Origin of the sequence: Streptomyces maremycinicus (genome assembly GCF_001184025.1) — a bacterium.
GTDB lineage: Bacteria > Actinomycetota > Actinomycetes > Streptomycetales > Streptomycetaceae > Streptomyces > Streptomyces maremycinicus.
In genome coordinates this window covers 367,108-388,191 of sequence record NZ_BBYG01000008.1, presented here as the reverse complement: position 1 = coordinate 388,191, position 21,084 = coordinate 367,108, and the positions used below count along the sequence as shown (strand labels likewise).

The 21,084-nt window shown below is 72.1% G+C and carries 17 protein-coding genes; 9 read left to right on the top strand and 8 right to left on the bottom strand.

Annotated elements, in window-relative coordinates:
- Positions 1-179: 179 nt before the first annotated feature.
- Together AOQ37_RS01895 and AOQ37_RS01890 are read right to left on the bottom strand one after the other, a co-directional pair.
- Positions 180-716: a DoxX family protein gene (locus tag AOQ37_RS01895; RefSeq protein ID WP_078889935.1), complete on the bottom strand. Its 537-nt coding sequence runs from the start codon at positions 714-716 to the stop codon at positions 180-182.
- Between the two features lie 293 nt (positions 717-1,009).
- Positions 1,010-2,299, bottom strand: coding sequence for a hypothetical protein (locus AOQ37_RS01890; RefSeq protein ID WP_078889934.1), 1,290 nt, complete (start codon positions 2,297-2,299; stop codon positions 1,010-1,012).
- 201 nt (positions 2,300-2,500) lie between these two features.
- On the opposite strand from AOQ37_RS01890, the gene AOQ37_RS01885 reads away from it, so the two are divergent.
- Positions 2,501-3,424, top strand: coding sequence for a DUF4429 domain-containing protein (locus AOQ37_RS01885; protein WP_062640428.1), 924 nt, complete (start codon positions 2,501-2,503; stop codon positions 3,422-3,424).
- Between the two features lie 162 nt (positions 3,425-3,586).
- On the opposite strand, the gene AOQ37_RS01880 is transcribed toward AOQ37_RS01885, so the two are convergent.
- The gene (locus tag AOQ37_RS01880) at positions 3,587-4,939 is read right to left on the bottom strand and encodes an MFS transporter (protein ID WP_078889933.1); all 1,353 of its coding nucleotides are present in this window, start codon (positions 4,937-4,939) and stop codon (positions 3,587-3,589) included.
- 178 nt (positions 4,940-5,117) lie between these two features.
- Between AOQ37_RS01880 and AOQ37_RS01875 the strand changes: the two genes are divergently transcribed.
- Positions 5,118-6,053 (top strand): LysR family transcriptional regulator, encoded by a 936-nt coding sequence (locus AOQ37_RS01875; RefSeq protein WP_062641364.1) that lies wholly within the window; start codon positions 5,118-5,120, stop codon positions 6,051-6,053.
- A gap of 7 nt (positions 6,054-6,060) precedes the next feature.
- Here the strand turns inward: AOQ37_RS01875 and AOQ37_RS01870 are convergent, their stop codons facing one another.
- Positions 6,061-6,855, bottom strand: coding sequence for a class II aldolase/adducin family protein (locus AOQ37_RS01870; protein WP_062640427.1), 795 nt, complete (start codon positions 6,853-6,855; stop codon positions 6,061-6,063).
- A gap of 110 nt (positions 6,856-6,965) precedes the next feature.
- Between AOQ37_RS01870 and AOQ37_RS01865 the strand changes: the two genes are divergently transcribed.
- Together AOQ37_RS01865 and AOQ37_RS01860 are read left to right on the top strand one after the other, a co-directional pair.
- Entirely contained in the window at positions 6,966-7,592 is a 627-nt protein-coding gene (locus tag AOQ37_RS01865; protein WP_062640425.1) for a hypothetical protein, read from the top strand.
- Positions 7,593-7,731: 139 nt separating this feature from the next.
- On the top strand, positions 7,732-8,205 hold the full coding sequence (locus AOQ37_RS01860; RefSeq protein ID WP_062640423.1) for a pyridoxamine 5'-phosphate oxidase family protein: 474 nt from the start codon (positions 7,732-7,734) through the stop codon (positions 8,203-8,205).
- Between the two features lie 25 nt (positions 8,206-8,230).
- On the opposite strand, the gene guaA is transcribed toward AOQ37_RS01860, so the two are convergent.
- The gene (gene guaA, locus AOQ37_RS01855) at positions 8,231-9,811 is read right to left on the bottom strand and encodes a glutamine-hydrolyzing GMP synthase (RefSeq protein ID WP_062640421.1); all 1,581 of its coding nucleotides are present in this window, start codon (positions 9,809-9,811) and stop codon (positions 8,231-8,233) included.
- A 344-nt stretch (positions 9,812-10,155) separates the two neighbouring features.
- Between guaA and AOQ37_RS01850 the strand changes: the two genes are divergently transcribed.
- The 5 genes from AOQ37_RS01850 (at position 10,156) to AOQ37_RS01830 (ending at position 15,439) form a co-directional block, all read left to right on the top strand.
- On the top strand, positions 10,156-10,437 hold the full coding sequence (locus AOQ37_RS01850) for a chorismate mutase (RefSeq protein WP_062640420.1): 282 nt from the start codon (positions 10,156-10,158) through the stop codon (positions 10,435-10,437).
- A 789-nt stretch (positions 10,438-11,226) separates the two neighbouring features.
- The gene (locus tag AOQ37_RS01845) at positions 11,227-11,844 is read left to right on the top strand and encodes a hypothetical protein (protein WP_234436763.1); all 618 of its coding nucleotides are present in this window, start codon (positions 11,227-11,229) and stop codon (positions 11,842-11,844) included.
- Positions 11,845-11,887: 43 nt separating this feature from the next.
- A complete protein-coding gene (locus AOQ37_RS01840) occupies positions 11,888-12,937 on the top strand; it encodes a hypothetical protein (protein ID WP_062640418.1) in 1,050 nt (349 codons plus the stop codon).
- 253 nt (positions 12,938-13,190) lie between these two features.
- Positions 13,191-14,234: a hypothetical protein gene (locus AOQ37_RS01835; protein ID WP_062640416.1), complete on the top strand. Its 1,044-nt coding sequence runs from the start codon at positions 13,191-13,193 to the stop codon at positions 14,232-14,234.
- A 134-nt stretch (positions 14,235-14,368) separates the two neighbouring features.
- Positions 14,369-15,439, top strand: a complete 1,071-nt coding sequence (locus AOQ37_RS01830) for an LAETG motif-containing sortase-dependent surface protein (RefSeq protein ID WP_234436762.1) — start codon at positions 14,369-14,371, stop codon at positions 15,437-15,439.
- Positions 15,440-15,515: 76 nt separating this feature from the next.
- Here AOQ37_RS01830 and AOQ37_RS01825 read toward each other — a convergent pair whose 3' ends face one another.
- From AOQ37_RS01825 to AOQ37_RS01815, 3 genes are all read right to left on the bottom strand, one after another.
- Entirely contained in the window at positions 15,516-17,342 is a 1,827-nt protein-coding gene (locus tag AOQ37_RS01825; protein ID WP_062640414.1) for a GMC family oxidoreductase N-terminal domain-containing protein, read from the bottom strand.
- A 52-nt stretch (positions 17,343-17,394) separates the two neighbouring features.
- Entirely contained in the window at positions 17,395-19,038 is a 1,644-nt protein-coding gene (locus tag AOQ37_RS01820; protein ID WP_062640412.1) for a succinic semialdehyde dehydrogenase, read from the bottom strand.
- Positions 19,039-19,160: 122 nt separating this feature from the next.
- Positions 19,161-21,056 (bottom strand): serine/threonine-protein kinase, encoded by a 1,896-nt coding sequence (locus tag AOQ37_RS01815; RefSeq protein WP_062640410.1) that lies wholly within the window; start codon positions 21,054-21,056, stop codon positions 19,161-19,163.
- Positions 21,057-21,084 lie beyond the last annotated feature (28 nt).

Below are 21,084 nucleotides of genomic sequence, written 5' to 3'. Positions count from 1 at the left end.
GCTGCCCGGCTGCCTCTGCCCCGGCCGCCCCGGCCGATCGCCCCCGGCCGCCCTGCCGACCGACCGCCGACCCGGCAGCCACCACTACCGGTGGAGCCGCCCGACCGGCAGCCATCGTCCGGCCGGAGATGGCTCGACCTCACGGTCAGGTGGCAGGTGAGGGCCGTCGGGCGTGGGCGCTAGGCGGCTCGGGTGCCCGCTCGTTGTCGTCGCCTGGAGCGCCAGGCGGCGTCCAGGGAGAGGACGGGGGCACCGGCGAGGACCAGGGGCAGCCAGGCCATCAGGTAGGCGAGGTCGTTGCCGTAGTAGTACGGGTCCGAGGCCCAGCTCACGGTCAGCCACAGGCTGAGCGAGATCAGCGCGCCGCCGAGCGCGGCGAGCCGGGTGAGGACACCCAGCAGGGTGCCGATGCCGACGGCGAGTTCACCGAAGGCCATCGCGTAGCCGAAGCCGACGGGGCTCTTCAGCGCCATGTCGACCAGGGCCGGGATGGCCGAGGAGTCACGGACGGCCCGCATGGTGTCGCCGATCGAGCCGGCGCCGCTGTCCTTCAGGAAGGCGCCGTCGGTGAGCTTGTCGAGACCGGCGTAGATGAAGGTGACGCCGAGGAAGATGCGCAGGGGAAGGAGGGCGTACCGGGTGGCGGTGTCCCTCCAGTCGCGGCCGCCGCCGTCCAGATAGGGGGGATAGGTATCCGTCCGCATGCCGTGAGTCATCGCCCGTAGCCGCCTCTCGCCCGGAGTGGTGGGACCCCTCAACAGACCATACGTACGAAATGGGGGGTGCGCTCAACTGTTTGCGCGAGCTCTCGGAACCGGTGGTTCACTTCGCCCGATCAATTCACTCCGGCCCAACGGCCGCCCAACGGCCCGGCCCTCGACCTGGCCGTCGGCCCACCGCTTCGGCCCACCCGTCGGCCCACCGTCTCGGCCCACCCGTCGGCCCACCCGTCGGCCCACCGTCTCGGCCCGTCGTCGCCCACCGTCTCGGCCCGTCGTCGCCCGCCGGTTCAGTCCGTGACGTCGATCGCGTACCGGTTCGTCTCCGCGCCCGCGGCCGTGACGACCTGTACGTCCACCCGGCCCGGTTCCACGTCCGCCGGGACGGGGACGGTGAGGACCGCGTCGGTGGGGTTGCTGAAACCGCCGGTGACCGGCACGAGGGGGACATGGACATGGACCGGGCCGATGCGGACGACCATGCGGGAGAGCCGGTCGGCGGTCTGGGCGCCGGGCGGGACGAATCCGGCGCCGCGGATCTCGATGTCGTCGCCGGTGCGGATCGGGGCGTCGAGGTCGCCGGCCTCGCGGGAGCGGACGACGGAGAGGATGACGGGGCGTCCGCCCTCCGCGTACTTGCCGGCCAGGTAGGTCGCGGCCGAGACCAGGACCACCACCGCCAGGCCCCAGGGCAGGTCGGGCAGCTGGTCGGGGCGGCGGGCCAGCCGGACCGCGGCGAACACGAGGGCGACGGCGCCGATCACGACGTACTGGATGTCGGCGAAGGTGCCGCGGCCGGCGTCGTCGGTCAGCAGGTCGGCGGCCCGGGGGCGGTCGGCGCGGACCTTCTGGAGCCGCTGGCCGAGGACGCGCAGGCCGACCACCCGGCGCACCAGCACGGCGATCCCGCAGACGACGGCGAGGACGGTCACCACACCGGCGCCGCGGGCGAGGTCGAGCCCGGCGAGCAGGGCGTCGCGTTCGGCGTGGCCGGAGGCGGCGGCGAGCCGGCCCACCAGGACCAGCACCGCGTAGGCCACCAGCAGCACCCAGGCGACGGCGACCGCACGGGAGGTGGAGAGGCGGTTGTCCTCGCCGATCACGGGGGCGAGCGCCCCGCCGCGCGCCCGGTGGAACCAGGAGGCGGCGGTCAGCGCGCCGGCGACGACCAGGGCGGCGAGGAGCCCGGCGGTGCGGGCGTCGGTCCAGCCCGCGCCGATGGCGGTCAGCGACTGCACCAGCAGCAGGGCCACGACCGACACCCATACGGTGACCGCGGTGCGGAGCCACAGCCGGGACAGCCAGGCGTCGCCCTCGGCGCGGCCGCGTTCGGCGACGAGCTCCGCGGACTGGGTGAGCTCCTCGGAGACCCATTGGCGGGAGGCGGAGACGGAGTGGGCGACAGCGGCCGGCAGACCGTGCCCGGCCGCGAACCCGTCGCGCTGCACCAGGAACTCGGCCACCGCACGACGGTGTCCCGCGCGGGCCCCGTGCGGGCAGTCCCCGCAGGTACAGCCGCCTTCGTGGACGCCGGGCCCCCTGCTCGACTCCGTGCCCTGTCTCGCCTCCTGCACCGCCATGTCCGACGCCCGCCTTCCCCACGACCCGATCGGATGGCGACCCTCTGGGGACCCTGTCCGGATCCCGGCCGCCGCACTGTGAACAACTCCCCCGCAATGACAGCGAATTGTGCCCTACGGCACACCCCTGGTTCCCGGCAGGTCTGGTCAGCGCGGGTGAAGCGGGCCGGGCCGTGTTGACCCGGCTGCGAGAATTTCCGTATGGCCGAGATCATCCAGCGTGACGGGACCTGGGCCTTCGACGGCACATCGGTCAGGATCACCCCCGGACTCCACCGCTCCGTACCGTTGTTCCGGCAGACGTACGGGGAGATCACCGTGCCGCTGGAAGCGGTCGCCGGGGTCGTCTACGAGCCCGAACGCAAGCGAGGGCGGCTGCGGATGCGGCTGCGCGAGGGGGCCGACCCGCTGCTGCACGCGACCGGCGGCCGGCTGCCGGACCCGGCCGATCCGTACCGGCTCGTCGTGGACGTGGACCGCTCCGGGATCGCCGAGTACCTCGCCGAGGAGATCCGGCACGCGCTGCTGCTCGACCAGATCCCGGGCGAACCGACCAAGGCCTACCTCCTGCCGGGTCCGCCGGTCCCGGTCTCCGTGCGTTCCTCCGACGGCACCGTCTCCTTCGACGGCACCCAGGTGCGCATCGACTGGGCGGACACCTCGGACCGGGTGAAGCGGGCGACGGGCCCGCGCGTGATCAACGTCGGCGATGTCGTACGGGTCGAATGGCTGCCCAACTCCGGCTACGAGGACGGCTTCCTGCGGTTCGTGACCCGGGAGACGGTGTTCTCGAAGCTCCCGGCCGAGAAGGACCCGTACGCCCTGGACCTGTGGGGGAACGTGAGCCGCGACCTGCTGACGGCCCTGGTCGCGACCGCGGTGACCGCGCGGCTCCCGCACCCCTCCGCCCGTACGGGTACGCGGGGCGAGGGCGACGGCGGGCAGGAGCGCGAGTACGGGGACGTGGCCCGCGGGCGCGGGCCCGCGGCGGCCGTCCCGCCCCCGGCCGACCACCACGACGTACTGCTGCGCCGCCTGCGCGAGTTGGGCGAGCTGCACCGGGACGGGGTGCTCACGGACGAGGAGTTCGCCCGGACGAAGGCGGTCGTCCTGCGCGGTTTCTAGGGCGCGCCCGGCCGGTCCCGGAAGGTGCGGGGGCGGAGTGGGGTGGCTGCGGGTCAGGTGTGTGCGGGTCAGGTGTGTGTGGGTCAGGTGTGTGTGGGTCAGGTGCGGCTGCGGGCCGGCTGTGGGCGGGTCAAGTGCGGCTGCGGGTCAGGTGTGGGCCGGTCAGGTGCGGCTGCGGGCCGGGGCGGGCTCGTGCCGTGGCGCGCGGTCGGGCCACGGAAGCAGCAGGGGGGTCGCCAGCAGGAGCACCCCGGCCAGGCCGATGGCGGTACGGAGGCCGAGCAGGCCGCCCAGCACGCCCCACAGAGCCGTCAGGAGAGCGGTCGTGGCCTTGGTCGTCACCGTCCAGGCGGTCAGGGTGCGGGTGACCCGGCCGGTCGGGGTGCGTTCGAGGCGGTAGGCGGCGCAGACCGGGTTGAAGACCCCGCAGCAGAGAATGAGTCCGAACTCGACGCCGGTCACCAGCAGCAGCCCGCCGACGCCCGGCCCGAGGAACGCCAGGCCGACCGGCCAGATCGCGCGCAGCGCCCCGGACACGACGAGGACCGGGTGCTGCCCGAACCGGGTGACGAGCGGTCGGGCCAGCCGCGAACCGAGCAGTCCGGCGATCGAGGGCGCGGCGAAGGCGAGGCCGTACTGCCAGGGCGCGAAGCCGAGCCTGCCGAGCATCAGGACGGCGAGCAGCGGCTGGGTCGCCATCACCAGGCCGTTGAACAGGGCGGTGTTGTGGAACAGCGGTCGCAGTGTCGCGTCGGCGAGGATGTACCGCCAGCCGTCGAGCAGGTCCCGGGCCCGCGGGCGGGCGGCCTCCCGGCGTTCGGGCGGCGGCTCGTGGCCGCCCATGGCGCGGATGCCGAGGGCCGAGAGCAGGTAGCTGACCGCGTCGGCCACCACGGTCGCCACCGGGCCGAGCAGACCGCTCGCCGCGCCGCCCAGCGGCGGTCCGATGATCGTGGTCGTCCAGGCCGTGGACTCGAACCGGGCGTTGGCGACGAGCAGGTCCTCGGCCGGCAGCAGCGTCTTCAGGTACGCGCCGGAGGCGGCGCGGAAGGTGATGTCGGCCGCGGCGACGACGATCGAGACCAGCAGGAGCTGGAGGAAGGTGAGCGCGTCGAGCGCGAACGCGGCGGGGACCGTCAGCAGTGCCGCGCACCGCACCAGGTCCGTGGCGATCAGCACGGGCCGCTTGCGGCGGAACTCCACCCACGGGCCGAGCGGCAGCGCCACCACCGCGCCCACCGCGGCTCCCACGGAGGAGAGCGCGGCGACCTCGGCCGGTCCGGCGTGCAGCACCTGGATGGCGATCAGCGGGAACGCGCCGAAGGCCAGCCAGGTGCCGAGCGCGCTGGTCCCGTACGCTCCCCAGAGCCACCCGAACGGCCGCCCCAGCCGACGTCCCGGCTGACGTCCCGGCCGCCGCCCCGACGGACGTCCGAGCCGGTGTCCGAGCCGACGCCCGAGCCGCTGTCCGAGCCGAGGCCCGAGCCGAGATGTCCGCTGGTACCTCTTCCTCATGCCCGCCGCCCCCTCGTCACCCGTCCGCACGGCGCCCGACCGCGCGACACCCGGCCGCACAACCGATGCGCGATCGGATGCATCAAAGCGGGCTTTCGACGTGGGGATCAAACAACCGCAAGGCCACCAACCCACAACCATCGGTTGTGACCCTAGGCTGGTCGGCATGGACATCGGCCTGGACCTCGATACCGTGCGGACCTTCGTCGCCGCCGCCGACGCCGGACGGTTCCAGGAGGCCGCCGCCGAGCTGACGGTCACCCAGCAGGCGGTCTCCAAGCGGATCGCCGTGCTGGAGCGCAAGCTCGGCGTGCGGCTGTTCACCCGCACCGCGCGCGGTGCCGAGCTCACCATCGACGGGCAGGCGTTCCTGCCCCACGCGCGGGAACTGCTGCGGGTCGCCGAGCGCGCGGTGGCGTCCGTGCGCACCGGCCGCCGTCCGCTGCGCGTCGACGTGCTCACCTCGCGCAGCGCGGCGTCGGGCCTGATGCGCGGCTTCCATCGCACGCATCCCGACATCGAGCTCGACGTGATGACGCTGTTCGACATCGAGACGGCGGTCGCCGCCATCCGGTCCGGTGCGATCGACGCGTCCTTCCGTGCGGTCGCCGTGCCCGGCCGGCCGCTACCGGAGGACATCGCCTCCCTCCGGGTGCTGGACGAGTCGCTCGAACTGCTCACCGGCCCCGCCCACGCGCTGGCGGGTGCCCGGTCGGTTCCCGTGGCCCGGCTCGCCGGACACCGGATCTGGATGCCCGGCATCGTCCCCGGTACCGAGTGGGCGGCCTACTACGACGACCTCGTCGCCGAGTTCGGTCTGACGATCGAGGCGACCGGCCCCAACTTCGGCTCCGACGCCCTCCTCGACACCATCGCCGACACCCCGGCGCTGGCCACCTTCATGGGCGGGCAGACCCGCCTGATCTGGCCCGCCGGCCACGGCCTGCGCCGCATCCCGGTGACCGACCCGACGCCCGTCTACCCGCACTCGCTCCTGTGGCACCGCGACAACCCCCACCCGGCGCTGGCCACCCTCCGTGCCCACCTCGCCGCCACGACGCCCGGCCACGACGTCCCCGGCACCTGGACGCCGGACTGGGTGCTCCCGCACTGAATCCCGCTCAGCTCAGCAGGTCCGGCTCGCTCCGGCTGATGTCCTGCCACAGCGGCTGGTAGTTGATCCACGCGACGAGGTCGCCGCCGAGCTGTTCCCGGGTCGCGACCGCCGCCCGGTGGTCGATCAGGACGGGCCGGCCCGCCGCCCGCGCGGTCAGCTGGACCTGGCTGGAGCGTTCCATCGACAGGAACCACCAGGCGGCCGCGTCCACCGAGTCGCCGACCGTCAGCAGCCCGTGGTTGCGCAGCACCAGCGCCTTGCGGGAGCCGAGCGCGGACGCGATACGCCGTCCCTCGCCCGCGTCGACGGCCACACCGGTATAGGCGTCGTAGAGCGCGTGGTCCTCGTAGAAGGCGCAGCTCTCCTGGGTGATCGGGTCGAGCAGCTCGCCGAGCGCGGCGAGGGCGCGGCCGTGCACCGAGTGACAGTGGGCGACCGCGACGACGTCCGGGCGGGCCGCGTGGACCTGGGCGTGCACGGTGAAGGCGGCCTGGTTGACGTGGTAGCGGCCCTCGATCACCTGTCCTTCGGCGTTGGCCAGCACCAGGTCGCTGACGGTGATGTGCTTGAAGGGCATTCCGAACGGGTTGACCCAGAAGCAGTCGTCGAACTCCGGGTCGCGTGCGGTGATGTGTCCCGAGACGCCGTCCTCGAAGCCGAGACGCCCGAAGATGCGCACCGCGCCCGCCAGCCGTTCCTTGCGGTGTCGGCGCTCGTCCTCCACCGAGTCGTGCATCGGCGGCATCGCGAACTGGAGCCGGTCGGTGGGCAGGGGGGCAGGCGGCGTGGGCCCGTGCATCGGTCCTCCAGCACTGGGTTGCTTTACGACGCGGAAGTTACCGTCGGTCAGCGCAAAAGGGCAGAGCCGTTATGTAAAGATGACGATTTCCGTCACCTTCGGAGCACACCTTGAGCCTCGCCGACCGCCACGTCACCGCCCTCATGCGTCAGATCACGACGCGTGACGCCATCGAGCTCGTCCACCCCTTCGCGGAGCTGGAGACGTTCGGCGCGCTGGTCTACCTCGCCGAGTGCTACGGCTTCCGGTACGACAGCGTGCGGCTGGTCGGCAAGCACCGGATCATGCACGTCCAGCTGGTGCGCGACCCGGGCCCCTGGGCGCGGCAGCGGGCCGCGGCGAACTTCGCGGCCTTCCCCGACCCGGGCCCCGGCCGCCCGGTGCCGGGCATGTACCTGGGCTCGCTGACGCCGGTCCCCGAGGTGCAGGCGGACGTCGACGTGATCGTCGCCCTCATCCGCCACGACGCCCTCGGCGCGGCCGCCAACCGCAAGCAGCTGCTGGGCATCGGCTGGGGATCGGCGGCGCTGTTCCTGCTGATGGCCGTGCTGACCGGCAAGTACGCCGTCCTGCTCCCGCTCGCCGTGCTGATGCCGCTGTTCATGGTGGGCGCCCTCAAGGTCAACACCGCCCGGCGCGCGAAGCTGGCCCAGCGGCTCCTGGCGGCCGGCTGCACGCCGGTGCGGGACGCGGCGGGGCTGGAGCGGTACGTCCGGCCGGTGCCGCAGGGCTGGTGACCCCGCGGTCCTGACCCGCGGTCCTGACCCACGGCCGGGGTATGCCGGACAGCGGAATCCACGGTCCTGACCCACGGTTCCGGCCCACGGCCGGGTATACCGGACAGCGGATGTCGGGTATCGGCGCCAGACTCGCCGTATGACAGCGAACTGGGCGGCCTTCGCCGCAGCCGAACCCGCGCTCGCGCGGCTCACCGAGGAACGTTTCGGAGCCTTCACGCACCACGTCCTCGCCACGCTCCGCAAGGACGGTTCCCCCCGCACCACCGGCATCGAGGTCCGTTTCCTCGGCGGTGAGGTGTGGCTCGGCATGATGCCGGGCTCGCTCAAGGCCCTCGACCTGCGCCGTGACGCGCGCTTCTGCCTCCAGGCCAACCCCGGCGAGGGCACCGGCATGGGCGGGGGCGACGTACGGATCGCGGGCCGGGCGGTCGAGGTGGAGGACGGGGAGGCGCGGGCGGCGTACGTGAAAGAGGTGGAACCGCCGCAGCCGTTCCACCTCTTCCGCACCGAGCTGACGGAGGTCGTACGGACCTTCGTCGAGGACGACACCTATCTGGTCGCCCAGGTCTGGCAGCCCGGAGCGCCGGTGCGCACGCTCAGACGGACCTGACCGGCCGGGACCGGCACCGGGAGGACTACTCCCACTCGATGGTGCCCGGCGGCTTCGAGGTCACGTCGACGACGACACGGTTGACGTCGCGCACCTCGTTGGTGATCCGGGTGGAGATCTTCGCCAGGACGTCGTACGGGAGGCGCGACCAGTCCGCCGTCATCGCGTCCTCGGAGGAGACCGGGCGCAGGACGATCGGGTGGCCGTAGGTGCGGCCGTCACCCTGCACGCCGACGCTGCGGACGTCCGCGAGAAGGACCACCGGGCACTGCCAGATCTCACGGTCGAGACCGGCGGCCGTCAGCTCCTCGCGGGCGATCGCGTCGGCGTCGCGGAGCAGGTCCAGACGGTCCTTGGTGACCTCGCCGACGATCCGGATACCGAGGCCGGGGCCCGGGAACGGCTGGCGCTGGACGATCTCCTCCGGCAGGCCGAGCTCCTGGCCGACCATGCGGACCTCGTCCTTGAACAGCTTGCGCAGCGGCTCGATCAGCTGGAACTCGAGGTCCTCCGGCAGGCCGCCCACGTTGTGGTGGGACTTGATGTTCGCGGTGCCGGTGCCGCCGCCGGACTCGACGACGTCCGGGTACAGCGTGCCCTGGACCAGGAACTCCACGGCCGGACCCGCGTCCGCGATGATCTCCGCCTGGGCCTGCTCGAAGACCCGGATGAACTCGCGGCCGATGATCTTCCGCTTCTCCTCGGGGTCCGAGACGCCCTTGAGGGCGGTGAGGAAGCGCTCCTCCGCGTCCACGACCTTCAGCTGGACGCCGGTCGCGGCCACGAAGTCCTTCTCGACCTGCTCGGTCTCGCCCTTGCGCATCAGACCGTGGTCGACGTACACGCAGGTCAGCTGGGAGCCGATGGCCTTCTGGACGAGGGCCGCGGCGACCGCCGAGTCCACACCGCCGGAGAGTCCGCAGATGGCGCGCTTGTCGCCGACCTGCTCACGGATGGCCGCGACCTGCTCGTCGATGACGTTGCCGGTGGTCCAGTCCGGGGTGAGGCCCGCCCCGCGGTACAGGAAGTGCTCCAGCACCTGCTGGCCGTGCGTGGAGTGCATGACCTCGGGGTGGTACTGGACGCCGTACAGCTTCTTCTCGTCGTTCTCGAAGGCGGCGACCGGGACGACGTCCGTGGAGGCGCTGACGACGAAGCCCTCGGGGGCGGCGGAACAGGCGTCACCGTGCGACATCCACACGGCCTGCTCGTCCGGGGTGCCCTCGAAGAGGGTGGAGGCCGAGCGGGAGACGTGCAGCTCGGTGCGGCCGTACTCCCGGGCGCCGGTGTTGTCGACCGTGCCACCGAGGGTCTGCGCCATCAGCTGGAAGCCGTAGCACATGCCGAAGACGGGGACGCCGGCCTCGAAGATCTCGCGGTCGAGGCGGGGGGCACCCTCCTCGTACACGGACGAGGGGCCGCCGGAGAGGATGATCGCCGCCGGGTTCTTGGCGAGCATCTCCTGGACGGGCATGGTGCTCGGCACGATCTCGCTGTAGACCCGCGCCTCGCGGACTCGGCGGGCGATGAGCTGGGCGTACTGCGCGCCGAAGTCGACGACCAGGACGGTGTCGGGGGCGGCGGCAGTAGGAGTCGCTGATGACACGGGGGCCTTCCGGCGGTGGGGCGGGGTCTCTGTGTGACCCGATTCTACCGAGGTGGACGTGGGACCGGTCCCGGCGGCGGAGCCACCCCCCGGCGTCTCATCATGCGAACCGCCCCGGGAACCGCCTTGGACCTTCCCCGGCGACCCTGCATACTGGCGCCATGTTCACGCACGCGACCTTCGTCTTTACCTATGGCAACCGGCCCACCGGCTGCCATGGTCGTGCTGCTTGAGCAACTGACGAGCGACTTCCCAGGCGCCCCGGGCCGACAAGGCCCGGGGCGCCTGTCGTTCCACCCGGGTCCTGCCGCTCCGGGGCACCCGTACCCATCACAGGAGCCCCCATGACCACCATCGACGTGACCGGCGCCCGCACCCCCGAGGCCGCCGACGTGATCACCGGCGCGCGTGAGCGCATCGACGCGCTCGACGACCGGATCATCGGCCTGATCCAGGAACGGATGGCCGTCTCCGCCGTCATCCAGGAGGCACGGATCACCTCCGGCGGCCGGCGCGTGAACCTCTCCCGCGAGATGGAGGTCCTCGGCCACTACCGGGACGCCCTCGGCAGGCCCGGTACGTCGCTGGCGATGACGCTGCTCGAACTGTGCCGGGGCCGGGTCTGAGCTCGGACGCCGGTTCGGCCCGTCGGCCCCCTTCTCACCCGTACGGGCGCGTGACCGCCCGACGGACGGCTTCGTTGGTCCTGGTGTCCGTTCCAGCCAGGGGCGGGCCCGGAATAACCACGCGTGGCTCGCTGGAGCGATGAGGCGTACGGATCGTGCCGTGCGCCGTGGGACCTCGCTCCGGACAAGTGACCGGACGGCAGGGGACAGCAGCCCGGTCACCCCAGAGAACGGCCGGCCCCGGGGACGCCCGGGGCCGAGCCGACCGGCGAAAAATGCAAAAATGCACAAGGGCTGGGTCAAACGGTTGCGGGCGCCGCGCTCATCCAGCACGATGCGTAATAAGCCCCGAACAGGCCCAAGTCCCCCTCCGGACAACCGCTTTCGGCGTGCTGTCCGCACTGCCAGAGGTCCAGGCCAGCGGCGCGACCCCCCGGCGCCGCTCCCAGGCACCGGCGCTGCCCTGACGCCGGTGCTGACGATAAAGAAGGGCCCCGCGGATCCGTCCCGCGGGGCCCTTCGTCATGCCCCCGCACGAACGCGCGCCGTGACGCGACCGGACGCGGCCTTCTATGGGAGGCAGGCGGGAAAGGCAAATGATTTCCGAATGCTTTCACCGGCCTTTCACGCTATACACACATTCGGCCTCTTACTGATCGCTTCCGGCCAATCAACGCTCGGTCAACTTTTGGCCAGTGCTTGTTCCCGTTAGATCACCCCCAGCCGCCCCACGCTCACCGGAAATTCCGAGGAGGCACACAGGAGGCGGACAGACAGGGGGGATCGCCAGTGGCGATCAAACGCAGGAGTGTGTTCGTCATCGGGGTGGCGACGGCAGCCCTGGCCGCGGGCACCACCATCGTCCAGGCCGCACTGACCGACAACATGTATCCGACCGGGAACTACTTCCACACCTGCGTCGACGGCGAGATGGGCGACGGGTTCTGCCAGACGGACAACAAGACCCTCACCATCTACCGGGAGGGCAGCCTGTCCTCGGCCGAGAAGAGCACCATTTCCCGGGCGGCCAGGGACTACTTCGGGCCGACCGACCTCGTGGTGAAGATCCAGTCCTCCGGCGTCTACCGGGGCAGCGCCGAGACGGACGTCGTCTACAAGGCGAAGACCCTGTCGCGCGGCAAGATCGGCATCACCTGGTGCGACGACGCCTCCAGCACGAAGAAGTGCGACCAGCACTACATCGTCTTCAACAAGGACCACACGGGTATCGGCTCCGTCAACAAGTCGGACGCGTGCCATGAGACCGGGCACGCCGTCGGCCTGACGCACGGCCCCGAAGCCAGCCCCCGGCTCGGTCTGTACGACGACCGCCTCGGCTGCATGTCCTACAACGACGTCTACCGGCTCGGCGCCAACAACAAGGAAAACATCAACGCGACCTACTGAGATCGCGACCTAGTGAGATCCGACCAGGGGGAATCTCGTGGCAATGAGCACCGGAAAGAAGATAACGGGCACCGTGCTGGGCGCCGCCATAGCCGGCGTCCTGATCGGTTCGGCCGCGCTCGTCCCGTTCACGGACGACGCGCGCGCCACCGACGCGGACCGGCGGAGCGACGTCGTCCTCGGCGAGTCGAAGGACGCCATCCCGTCCCGGACGGCGAGCGACTGGGTCTCGTACGGCGACCAGGCGGCGGTCGTCCATGTGGCCGCCGAGCACGAGGGGGTCGCCGACAGCGAGGAGATCTCGGCGGGCGAGGGCTACCTCTCCCGGACGATCGACCTCCAGGTCAAGGAACGGGTGTGGTCCCGCGCGGGTGCCACGGCCCTGCCCGACACGCTGTCGATCATCGCGGACGGCTGGGAGTTCAAGGACGAGGGCAAGCTCCGCGTGAGCTCGCAGGACGCGTCCCGCATGGAGGTCGGACACGACTACCTGGTCTCGTTCGCCCACTTCTCCGACGGGGAGTGGTCGACGCTGGGGACCGGCGCCGTCCTCCCCTACGACAACAGCGAGGTGGGTCAGGGCGAGTACCAGGGCACGACGGTGACCGCCTCGGCATATCGCTCGACGATGGCTTCGCGGCTGGTCAGCGGTGTGGCCGAACCCGTGACCTACCAGGCGGCGGGCCAGAGCGCGGCCGGCGTCAGGGCGCTCCTGACCAGTGCGACCCCCGACGCCACCGCCGCCCAGAACTACTCCCTCGACGCGGTCGCCCGCGCCCGGCTGGTCGCCAAGGCCGCCGTGGCGGCGGCAGCGGCGGCGGACACCTTCTGCCGGGTGGCGGCGCCCCTCGCGACCGACGCCGACAGCAGGTACACGGCGAGCGAGCTCGCGGACATCCTGGGCGACCTCGCCGGTATGTCGGAGGCGGCGGACAGCACGATCCTGCGCGCCTACGCGGCGCAGCTGCGCACCGGGGACGACACGAACTGGACCGCCAGCACCATCCGCAGGACCGCGGCCACGCGGATCGCGCGCGCCTGCACGATCGACGTCGGCGAACTCCTGCCGAACGACACCGGCGACGCGGAGTGACCGACCCGCGGTGACCGGCCCCCGTTGACCGGGCGGGCCGCCTTCCCCCGGCGGTCCGCCCCCTACGGATCTCTCGCCGAGCCCCGGAGCACCGGGCTCCCGGCCGAAGAGGCCCCCGGACGAAGAGGGCCCCTGGACGAACGGGGATCCGGACGAACGGGGATCCGAACGAACAGGGCTCCGAACGAACAGGGCTCCAGCGGCGTCACTGTGATGACCTTCCGAAACCGACCCGAGGGGGAGTCCCGTGGCCATGACCACGCGAACGAAGATCGCGGGGGCCGTGCTGGGCGCGGCCGTCGCCGGTGCGCTCGCGCTCGTCCCGCTGACCGACGACGCCTCAGGAGGCGACGCCGGGAGCGCGAACGCCGACAGCGCGGGCGTCGTGCTCGGCACGTCGGACAAGGAGGCGGTGCCGTCCTTCACCGCGACCGACTGGGTGTCGTACGGGGACCGGGTCGCCGTCGTCCGGGTCACCGCCGAGCACGAGCGGCGCGATACCGGCGAGGAGACCGGCACGGACGAGGACTATCTGTCCCGGACGGTCGACCTCCAGGTCAAGGAGCTCGTCTGGGCCCGGTCCGAGGCGCCCGCCCTGCCGTCGACGGTGTCGTTCACCGCCGACGGATGGCAGCTGAAGGACGGCCCGAGGAACGAACTGGGGTCGCCCGACGCCTCGCGGCTGGAGGTCGGCCACGACTACGTGATCACGTTCGCCCGCTTCGCCGACGGAACCTGGTCGCCGCTCGGCTCGGGCGGGGTCCTGCCCTACGACCACGGCCGGATCGGCGAGGGCGAGTTCGAGGGGGAGACGGTCACGGCCGACGCCTACCGCTCGACGTGGGAGGAGCGGCTGGTGCCCGGCGACGAGGAACCGATGGCGTTCCGCACCGCGGGGAAGCCGGCCACCGGCGTCCAGGAGATCCTGCGGAGCACGACTCCCGACGCCACGGCCGCACGGTACTTCGCGCTCGACCCGGCCGCCCGGTACCAGAAGGTCGCGGGAGCCGGCGAGCCGGCCGACACCTTCTGCTCCGTCGCCGCGCCGCTCGCCGTGTCCGAGGACAGCCGTCACACGCCGGACGAGCTCGCCGCCGTCCTCACCGACCTCGCGGACCTCGCCGGACCGGCCGGGAAGGACGCCTCGGCGCTGCGCCGGTACGCCGCCTCGCTCGAAGCCGGGACCGGCGGCTCCGCTTCGGTCGACGACACCGCCCTCAAGGCGTCGGTCGCCAGGATCGAGCGGGAGTGCGGGACCGACGTGGGCGAGCTCCTCCCGACGGACACGGAGGACTGAGCGGGGGACCCGGGCTCGGGGGGCGGGTGTGACAGGTGTGACGGGTACCACATAAAGATCCTGTGAGCTGAGCACAACTGTTCACAGCTTCGGCCTGTCACACCTACCGAACCGAAGGCCACATCCCGACCCCCATGCGGAAGGCCTCCCACACCGGATCCACCGAGGTCTCCATGAAGCTCCGCCGCACGCTCGTCACCATGGCCGCGACGGCCGTCATCGCGCCGCTCGCCCTGCTGTCCGCGCCCGCCGCCTTCGCGGAGGAGAGCGGTTCGCCGTCCGCGAGCACGTCCGCCTCGGACGACACATCCGCCTCGCCGTCCGGCTCGAGCGGCTCCAGTGCTTCCGCCTCCTCCTCCGACACCTCGTCCCCGTCGGCGTCGGAGTCGCAGACCGGGAGCGCGTCCAGCTCCTCCTCCAGCACCTCGTCGCCGTCGGCGTCCGGCTCCGGCAAGACCACCGCGAGCCCGTCGGCGAGCGAGAGCGAGGACGGGTTCGACCCGGACACGGACTGCGAGTCCTTCGACCTGGACGAGGACCTCACGGCCGAGGTCAAGGGCCTGCCCAGCAAGATCGTCGCCGGTTCGGGCTGGCACGACTTCACGTACGAGGTCGGGAACGACTCCGACGTCGACTTCGAGCACGTGTACATCGCCATGTTCCTGGACTACGCCGACGAGACGGACGCCTGGCTGTCCGAGGGCCTCGCCGTCATCCAGGTCAAGGAAGACGGCAAGTGGACCGACGCCTACCAGGACTCCTACGAGGACGAGGACGGCACGACGGTCAACGTCACGGGTTCCTTCCTGGCCCAGCTCGACGAGCTGGAGGCGGACTCCTCCGCGTCTCTCGACCTGCGGGTGCAGGTCGCGGCATCGGCCCCGGCGGGCTCCTCGCTGGCGATGAGCGACGCCCTGTACGTCGGCGACAAGTCGGACTGCCACTTCAACGGTGACTACTACGACGTCGAGATCCTCGGCGCCGGCAGCGACACGGACGGTGTCGACGACGCCAAGCCCAACGGTGACAAGCCCACCGACGGCACCAAGGCCCAGGGCGGCGCCAAGCCGATCAGCGGCAGCCTCGCCGAAACCGGTTCGAACTCGGCGCTGCCGATGATCGGGCTCGTCGGCGGGGTCGCCGTGGTGGCCGGCGCCGGCGCGGTGTTCGCGGTCCGTCGCCGCCAGGTCGGCACGCACGCGTAACGCGGCACGAGACCAGCGAAGGGACCTGCGCTCGGAGGGGGGCGCAGGTCCCTTCGCCTTGTGCCGGGCGGAACGCCTACTGCTTGGGCGGGACGGCCGGTATCCCCAGGAACGGCAGGCGGAGCGCGCCGAACGCCTCCGCCGGCACCGCCGGGCTGACCGGCTCCACCGGCTTCAGCCGCTCGTACGCCGTGCCCTGCGCCGGACGCGGGTCCGTCTCGCCCTTGTTCGGCCAGTACGACATCGCGCGCTCGGCCTGGGCGGTGATGGTGAGCGACGGGTTCACGCCCAGGTTCGCCGAGACCGCGGCGCCGTCGACGACCGAGATGCCGGGGTGGCCGTAGAGGCGGTGGTACGGGTCGATGACACCCGTCTCGCGCGAGTCCCCGATCGGACAGCCGCCGAGGAAGTGCGCGGTGAGCGGGGTGCCCATCAGCTCGCCCACGTTGGATCCGGCGAAGCCGTTGATCTCGGCGGCGATCGCGGAAGCCGCCTCGGAGGCCGCCTTGATCTGCTTGGGGTTGGGGGCGCCGTGGCCCTGGCGGGCGGTGAGCAGCCCCTTGCCGACGCCGTCCGGTTTCAGGTACGTCGTCAGCGAGTTGTCGAGGGACTGCATCACCAGGCCGATGATGGTCCGCTCCGACCACTTGCGGTTGGAGAGCGAGCGCAGGACGAGCAGCGGGTGGCGGGCCGCGTTCGCCAGCCAGCCGGCGACCCTCGACGAACCCTCCGCGTACGGCACTTGCAGGATCGACAGGCCGCCCATCGAGTTGGAGCCCCTGCCGTAGCGCACCGGCTCGATATGGGTGCTGGCGTCCGGGTGCACGGAGGAGGTGATGGCGACTCCGCGGGTGAAGTCCACCTTCGCCGCGCCCGTCACCTTGCGATAGCGGCGGTCGTCGGTCTGCGCGCCGACCAGCGCCTCCGAGTTGGTGCGGGTCAGTTCGCCCAACCGCTCGGAGAGATACGGGAGTTGTCCGTTCGCCTTCATGCGGTGCAGCAGCGTCTGGGTGCCGTAGGTGCCTGCGGCGAGCACCACCCGGCGGGCCGTGAAGACCCGGCCCCGCGCCTTGCGGCGGTCGTCGGTGGGGAGCGTGGCGACCGCGTAGCCGCCCCGCGAGTCGTCCGTGACCGACACCACCGTCGTCAGCGGGTGCACGACCGCGCCCGCCTTCTCGGCGAGATGGAGGTAGTTCTCGTTCAGGGTGTTCTTCGCGCCGTGCCGGCAGCCGGTCATGCACTCGCCGCACTCGGTGCAGGCCTTGCGGGCCGGGCCGACGCCGCCGAAGTAGGGGTCGGCGACCTGCTCCCCCGGCGCGGCCTTCGCCGTCCCGTCGGCGTCCTCGCCGTCGCCGAAGAACACACCGACCGGCGCCATGTGGAAGGTGTCGCCGACGCCCATCCGCTCCGCCGCCGCCTTCAGATGCACGTCGGAGGGGGTCGTCGTCGGGTTGAGCCGTACGCCCAGCATGCGCCGCGCCTGGTCGTAGTACGGCTTCAGCTCCTCCTGCCAGTCGGTGATGTCGCGCCACTGGGGGTCGTCGAAGAACGGCTTCGGCGGTACGTAGAGGGTGTTGGCGTAGTTGAGGGAGCCGCCGCCCACGCCCGCGCCGGCCAGCACCATGACGTTGCCCAGCAGGTGGATGCGCTGGATGCCGTACATGCCGAGCCGGGGCGCCCACAGATAGTTCTTCAGATCCCAGGAGTTCCTGGGCAGCGACTCGCGGGTGAAGCGGCGGCCCGCCTCCAGGACGCCGACCCGGTAGCCCTTCTCCGTCAGGCGCAGGGCGGTCACCGAACCGCCGAAGCCCGAGCCGACGACGAGGACGTCGTAGTCGTATGCGTCGACGGGGGCGACGGCGTGGGCGTCGGCGTCCGCGTGGGCATGGGCGTCCTGGGGCACGGGGTTCTCCTCGTCGAGTGTGCGTGCGGGCGGCCGGGGGTGGAGCGGTCGGCTACCGGAGCCGGAGTGCCTTCATCACCTTCAGGCTCGTGCTCATGAACCGGGCGTACCTCTCGTCGTCCATGCCCAGGGCCGGAGCCATCGGCAGGACGCGCTGCTGGGCCACCGTCTGGGCCTCGGTGTACTTGAGGATGCCCTCGGAACCGTGGCGGCGGCCGAGCCCGGAGTCCTTCATGCCGCCCATCGGGGACTGGACGCTGCCGTAGGCCGCGGCATAGCCCTCGTTGACGTTCACGGTGCCGGCCCGCACCCGGGCGGCGACCTCCCGGCCGCGCCGGCCGTCCTTCGTCCACACCGACGAGTTCAGGCCGTACGGAGTGGAGTTGGCTGCCTCGACGGCCTCGTCGTCGGTCTTGAAGCGGTAGATCGACACGACCGGGCCGAAGGTCTCCTCGGAGCAGACGGACATCGGCTCCGTCACTCCGTCGAGGATCGTCGGCTCGAAGAAGTACGGGCCGACGTCCGGGCGGGCGACCCCGCCGGCGACCACCTTGGCGCCCTTGGTGACGGCCTCCTCCACATGCCGGGTCACCGTCTCCAGCTGGCGCTCGCCCACCAGGGAGCCCATGTCGGCGCCGTAGGCCAGGGAGGTGCCCAGACGCATGGCCTTCGTGCGGGCGGCGAAGCGCTCGACGAAGGCGTCCGCGATCGACTCGTGGACGTACAGCCGCTCGATGGAGATGCAGAGCTGGCCCGCCGAGGAGAAGCAGGCGCGGACGGCACCGGCCGCGGCCTTTTCTATGTCGGCGTCCTCGAGCACGAGCATCGCGTTCTTGCCGCCGAGTTCGAGGGAGACACCGACGAGACGGGCGGCCGCGCCCTGGGCGACCTCGCGGCCGGTGCGGGTGGAGCCGGTGAAGGAGACGTAGTCGGCGTGCCGGACGACCTCCGGGCCGACGACCGGCCCCTCGCCGAGCACGACCTGGAAGACCTCGGCGGGCAGTCCCGCCTCGACGAGCAGGTCACGGGCCCACAGGGCGGTCAGGCAGGTCTCCGTGTCCGGCTTCATCACCACCGCGTTGCCCGCGACGAACGCCGGCAGCGCGTCACCGACCGACAGCTCCAGCGGGTAGTTCCAGGGAGCGATCTGACCCACGACACCCCGCGGATGGCGCAGTTCGGTGACCTTCGTCAGCGTCGGCATGGCGCCCGCGTGCCGCTTGGGGCGGAGATAGGAGGGGGCCTTGCGACCGTAGTGCCGGGCGGCGACGGCCACCGCCTGCACCTCCTCATGGGCGTGCAGACGGGCCTTGCCGGTCTCCAGCTGGATGAGGTCGAGCACCTCGGCCTGGCGCTCCAGCACCAGGTCGTGGAAGCGGAGCAGGACGGCGGCGCGTTCGCGTACGGGCGTGCGCTCCCAGACCGGCTGCGCCCTGCGGGCCGCCTCGAAGGCCTTCAGCACGTCGTCGGGCGTGGACTCGGGCAGGTCGGCCAGCTTCTCGCCGGTGAAGGGCGTGTGGTTGGCGGTACGGCCGGAGCCGGTCACCCCCTTGGTGAGCTGGGCGATCAGCTCGGGCGTGACCACGTCTGCGGCGGTACGGACGCCGGTGGGGGCGGGGGCGAGGGGATTGGTACCGGTCGTGGTCGTCCCACTGAGCTCGGTGCCGGTCTTTTCCGGGGCCTGCGAGTCCGTCATGAGGCGCAGAGTATGACGTGGGGAGGACTTTGGGTACCCGCCGGTAATACCGTTTCACCGACCGCACACATGGTGCCAGCGTTCACTGGCAACAAACCTGCTGATCAGGACGTTGTTCCCGGTTATTTGCCGATCTCCAGGCGGTCGCGGGCCGCTGTGAACACCGCCGTGCCCTGTCTCTCCTCCGCCGTCCCCTTGGGCATGTCGACGCGCAGCTCGTACATGCGGGCGTCGGCGGTGAGGACGAACAGTTCCATGACCCGGGTCGGGGTGTCGTCCAGGCCGTAGGTGGTGTCGGCGAGAGCGGCCTGGTCGCCGTGGAAGGTGGTCCGGGTGGTCCGGGTGCGCGCGTCCGGGGCGTGCGCGTTCCAGGTGTCGTGCGCCTGGGCCGCCCTGGCCATCGGGGCGGCGGGCGCCTTGTCCCAGAGGGTGAGGCGTACGTCGACGGAGCCCTGCGAGTAGACCACCAGGCGCGGCTGCCGGTCCGCGCCGACCTGCCGCTCCGACGGCCTGTACCGGTTCGGGAGGGACAGGACGGCGTCCAGCCCGGCCTCGCGATGAGCGACCCACCGCGTCTCCTCGACGGCGGAGGCGGAGGCATTCGCGGAGGCGGAGGCGGAGGCATACGCAGGGGCGGAGGCGGACGGATTCGTCGGCGGTGAGCCGGTGTAGGTCACCGGCCGTTCCGCCGCTCCGCTGTCGGCCCCGCCGAACCAGGCACTCCCCCACCAGGTGCCGCCGGCGAGCAGTCCGGCGAGCACGGCCAGCGTCAGCGCGCGACGCGCGGGCGTGGGGCGCGCCGGCGACCGCTGAAGGCCGTCCGAGCCGTCCGTGGGGACCGTGGGGACCGAGCCGTCCGGGCCGTCCGTGGGGGCCGGGGGGACCGAGCCGTCCGCGCCGACCGGGCCATCCGTGCCGACCCCGCCGACCGTGGGGACCGAGCCGTCCGGGCTGTCCGTGGGCACCGCGCCGTCCGGACCGACCGGGCCGACCGGGCCAACCGGGCCAACCGGGCCGACCGGGCCAACCGGGCCAGGCGCCTCGTGGGCTCCCTCCGTTCCCCCCGCTCCGGCCTTCCCTAGCTGGTCGGGCTCCCCTGCCGGGGCGGGGACGCGGTGGCCCTCCGCGACCGCGGCGAGTGCCTCGGCGACCTCCGCCGGGTCGGGCCGCCGTACCGGGTCGCGGACCAGGAGCCGTCCGACGATCGTGCCGAGCGGGCCGGCCTGTTTCGGCTCCGGGGGGTCCGCGGCGACGATCGCGGCGAGCGTGGACTCCACGGTCGTCCGGCGGAAGGGGGACGAGCCCTCGACCGCGGCGTACAGCAGGACGCCCAGCGACCAGAGGTCGGAGGCGGGGCCCCCTACGCGGCCGGACAGCCGCTCGGGCGCGATGAACTCCAGCGAGCCCGCGAACTCGCCGCCGACGGTGAGGGATTCCTCGCCCTGGACGTGGGCGATGCCGAAATCGGTGAGGACGACCCGGCCGTGAGGGCGCCCCGGCCCGGGCGGGGGCGGGTGCGGCAGCGGGGGAGGTCCGAGCAGGACGTTGGCGGGTTTCACGTCCCGGTGGACGATGCCGACGGCGTGCGCGGCACGCAGGGCGCCCAGGACGGCCAGGCCGATCCGGGCGGCCTCCGCCGGGGCGAGGGGGCCGCGCTCCAGCACCTCGTGCAGCGACTCGCCGCGGACCAACTCCATGACGATCCAGGGGAGTCCGCCCTCCACACCCGCTGCCGCGCCCTCCTCCACCACCACGTCGTGGATGGCGACGGCGTTGGGGTGGTCGACGCGGGCGGCGGCCCTGGCCTCGCGGTGGAGGCGGTGGGCCGCCCGGCGGTGGAAGTCGTCCTCGGGATCACCGGGCAACCGGGGCTGCTTGACGGCGACCTCGCGGTCCATGAGCTCGTCGTGGGCCCGCCAGACGGTGCCCGTACCGCCGGAGCCGATACGTTCCAGCAGCCGGTAGCGGCCGCCCACCGTACGGCTCCCGGCGCCGCCGGGGCCCCCGTCGTTGCTCATGCCTCCATGACTACCACGATCTCCGGCG

Excerpts from the sequence above, each read along its gene's own strand:
- AOQ37_RS01895 (WP_078889935.1), bottom strand. The coding sequence starts at position 716 with ATGACTCACGGCATGCGGACGGATACCTATCCCCCCTATCTGGACGGC.
- AOQ37_RS01890 (WP_078889934.1), bottom strand. The coding sequence starts at position 2,299 with ATGGCGGTGCAGGAGGCGAGACAGGGCACGGAGTCGAGCAGGGGGCCC.
- AOQ37_RS01885 (WP_062640428.1), top strand. The coding sequence starts at position 2,501 with ATGGCCGAGATCATCCAGCGTGACGGGACCTGGGCCTTCGACGGCACA.
- AOQ37_RS01880 (WP_078889933.1), bottom strand. The coding sequence starts at position 4,939 with ATGAGGAAGAGGTACCAGCGGACATCTCGGCTCGGGCCTCGGCTCGGA.
- AOQ37_RS01870 (WP_062640427.1), bottom strand. The coding sequence starts at position 6,855 with ATGCACGGGCCCACGCCGCCTGCCCCCCTGCCCACCGACCGGCTCCAG.
- AOQ37_RS01860 (WP_062640423.1), top strand. The coding sequence starts at position 7,732 with ATGACAGCGAACTGGGCGGCCTTCGCCGCAGCCGAACCCGCGCTCGCG.
- AOQ37_RS01850 (WP_062640420.1), top strand. The coding sequence starts at position 10,156 with ATGACCACCATCGACGTGACCGGCGCCCGCACCCCCGAGGCCGCCGAC.
- AOQ37_RS01840 (WP_062640418.1), top strand. The coding sequence starts at position 11,888 with ATGAGCACCGGAAAGAAGATAACGGGCACCGTGCTGGGCGCCGCCATA.
- AOQ37_RS01835 (WP_062640416.1), top strand. The coding sequence starts at position 13,191 with ATGACCACGCGAACGAAGATCGCGGGGGCCGTGCTGGGCGCGGCCGTC.
- AOQ37_RS01830 (WP_234436762.1), top strand. The coding sequence starts at position 14,369 with ATGCGGAAGGCCTCCCACACCGGATCCACCGAGGTCTCCATGAAGCTC.
- AOQ37_RS01820 (WP_062640412.1), bottom strand. The coding sequence starts at position 19,038 with ATGACGGACTCGCAGGCCCCGGAAAAGACCGGCACCGAGCTCAGTGGG.
- AOQ37_RS01815 (WP_062640410.1), bottom strand. The coding sequence starts at position 21,056 with ATGAGCAACGACGGGGGCCCCGGCGGCGCCGGGAGCCGTACGGTGGGC.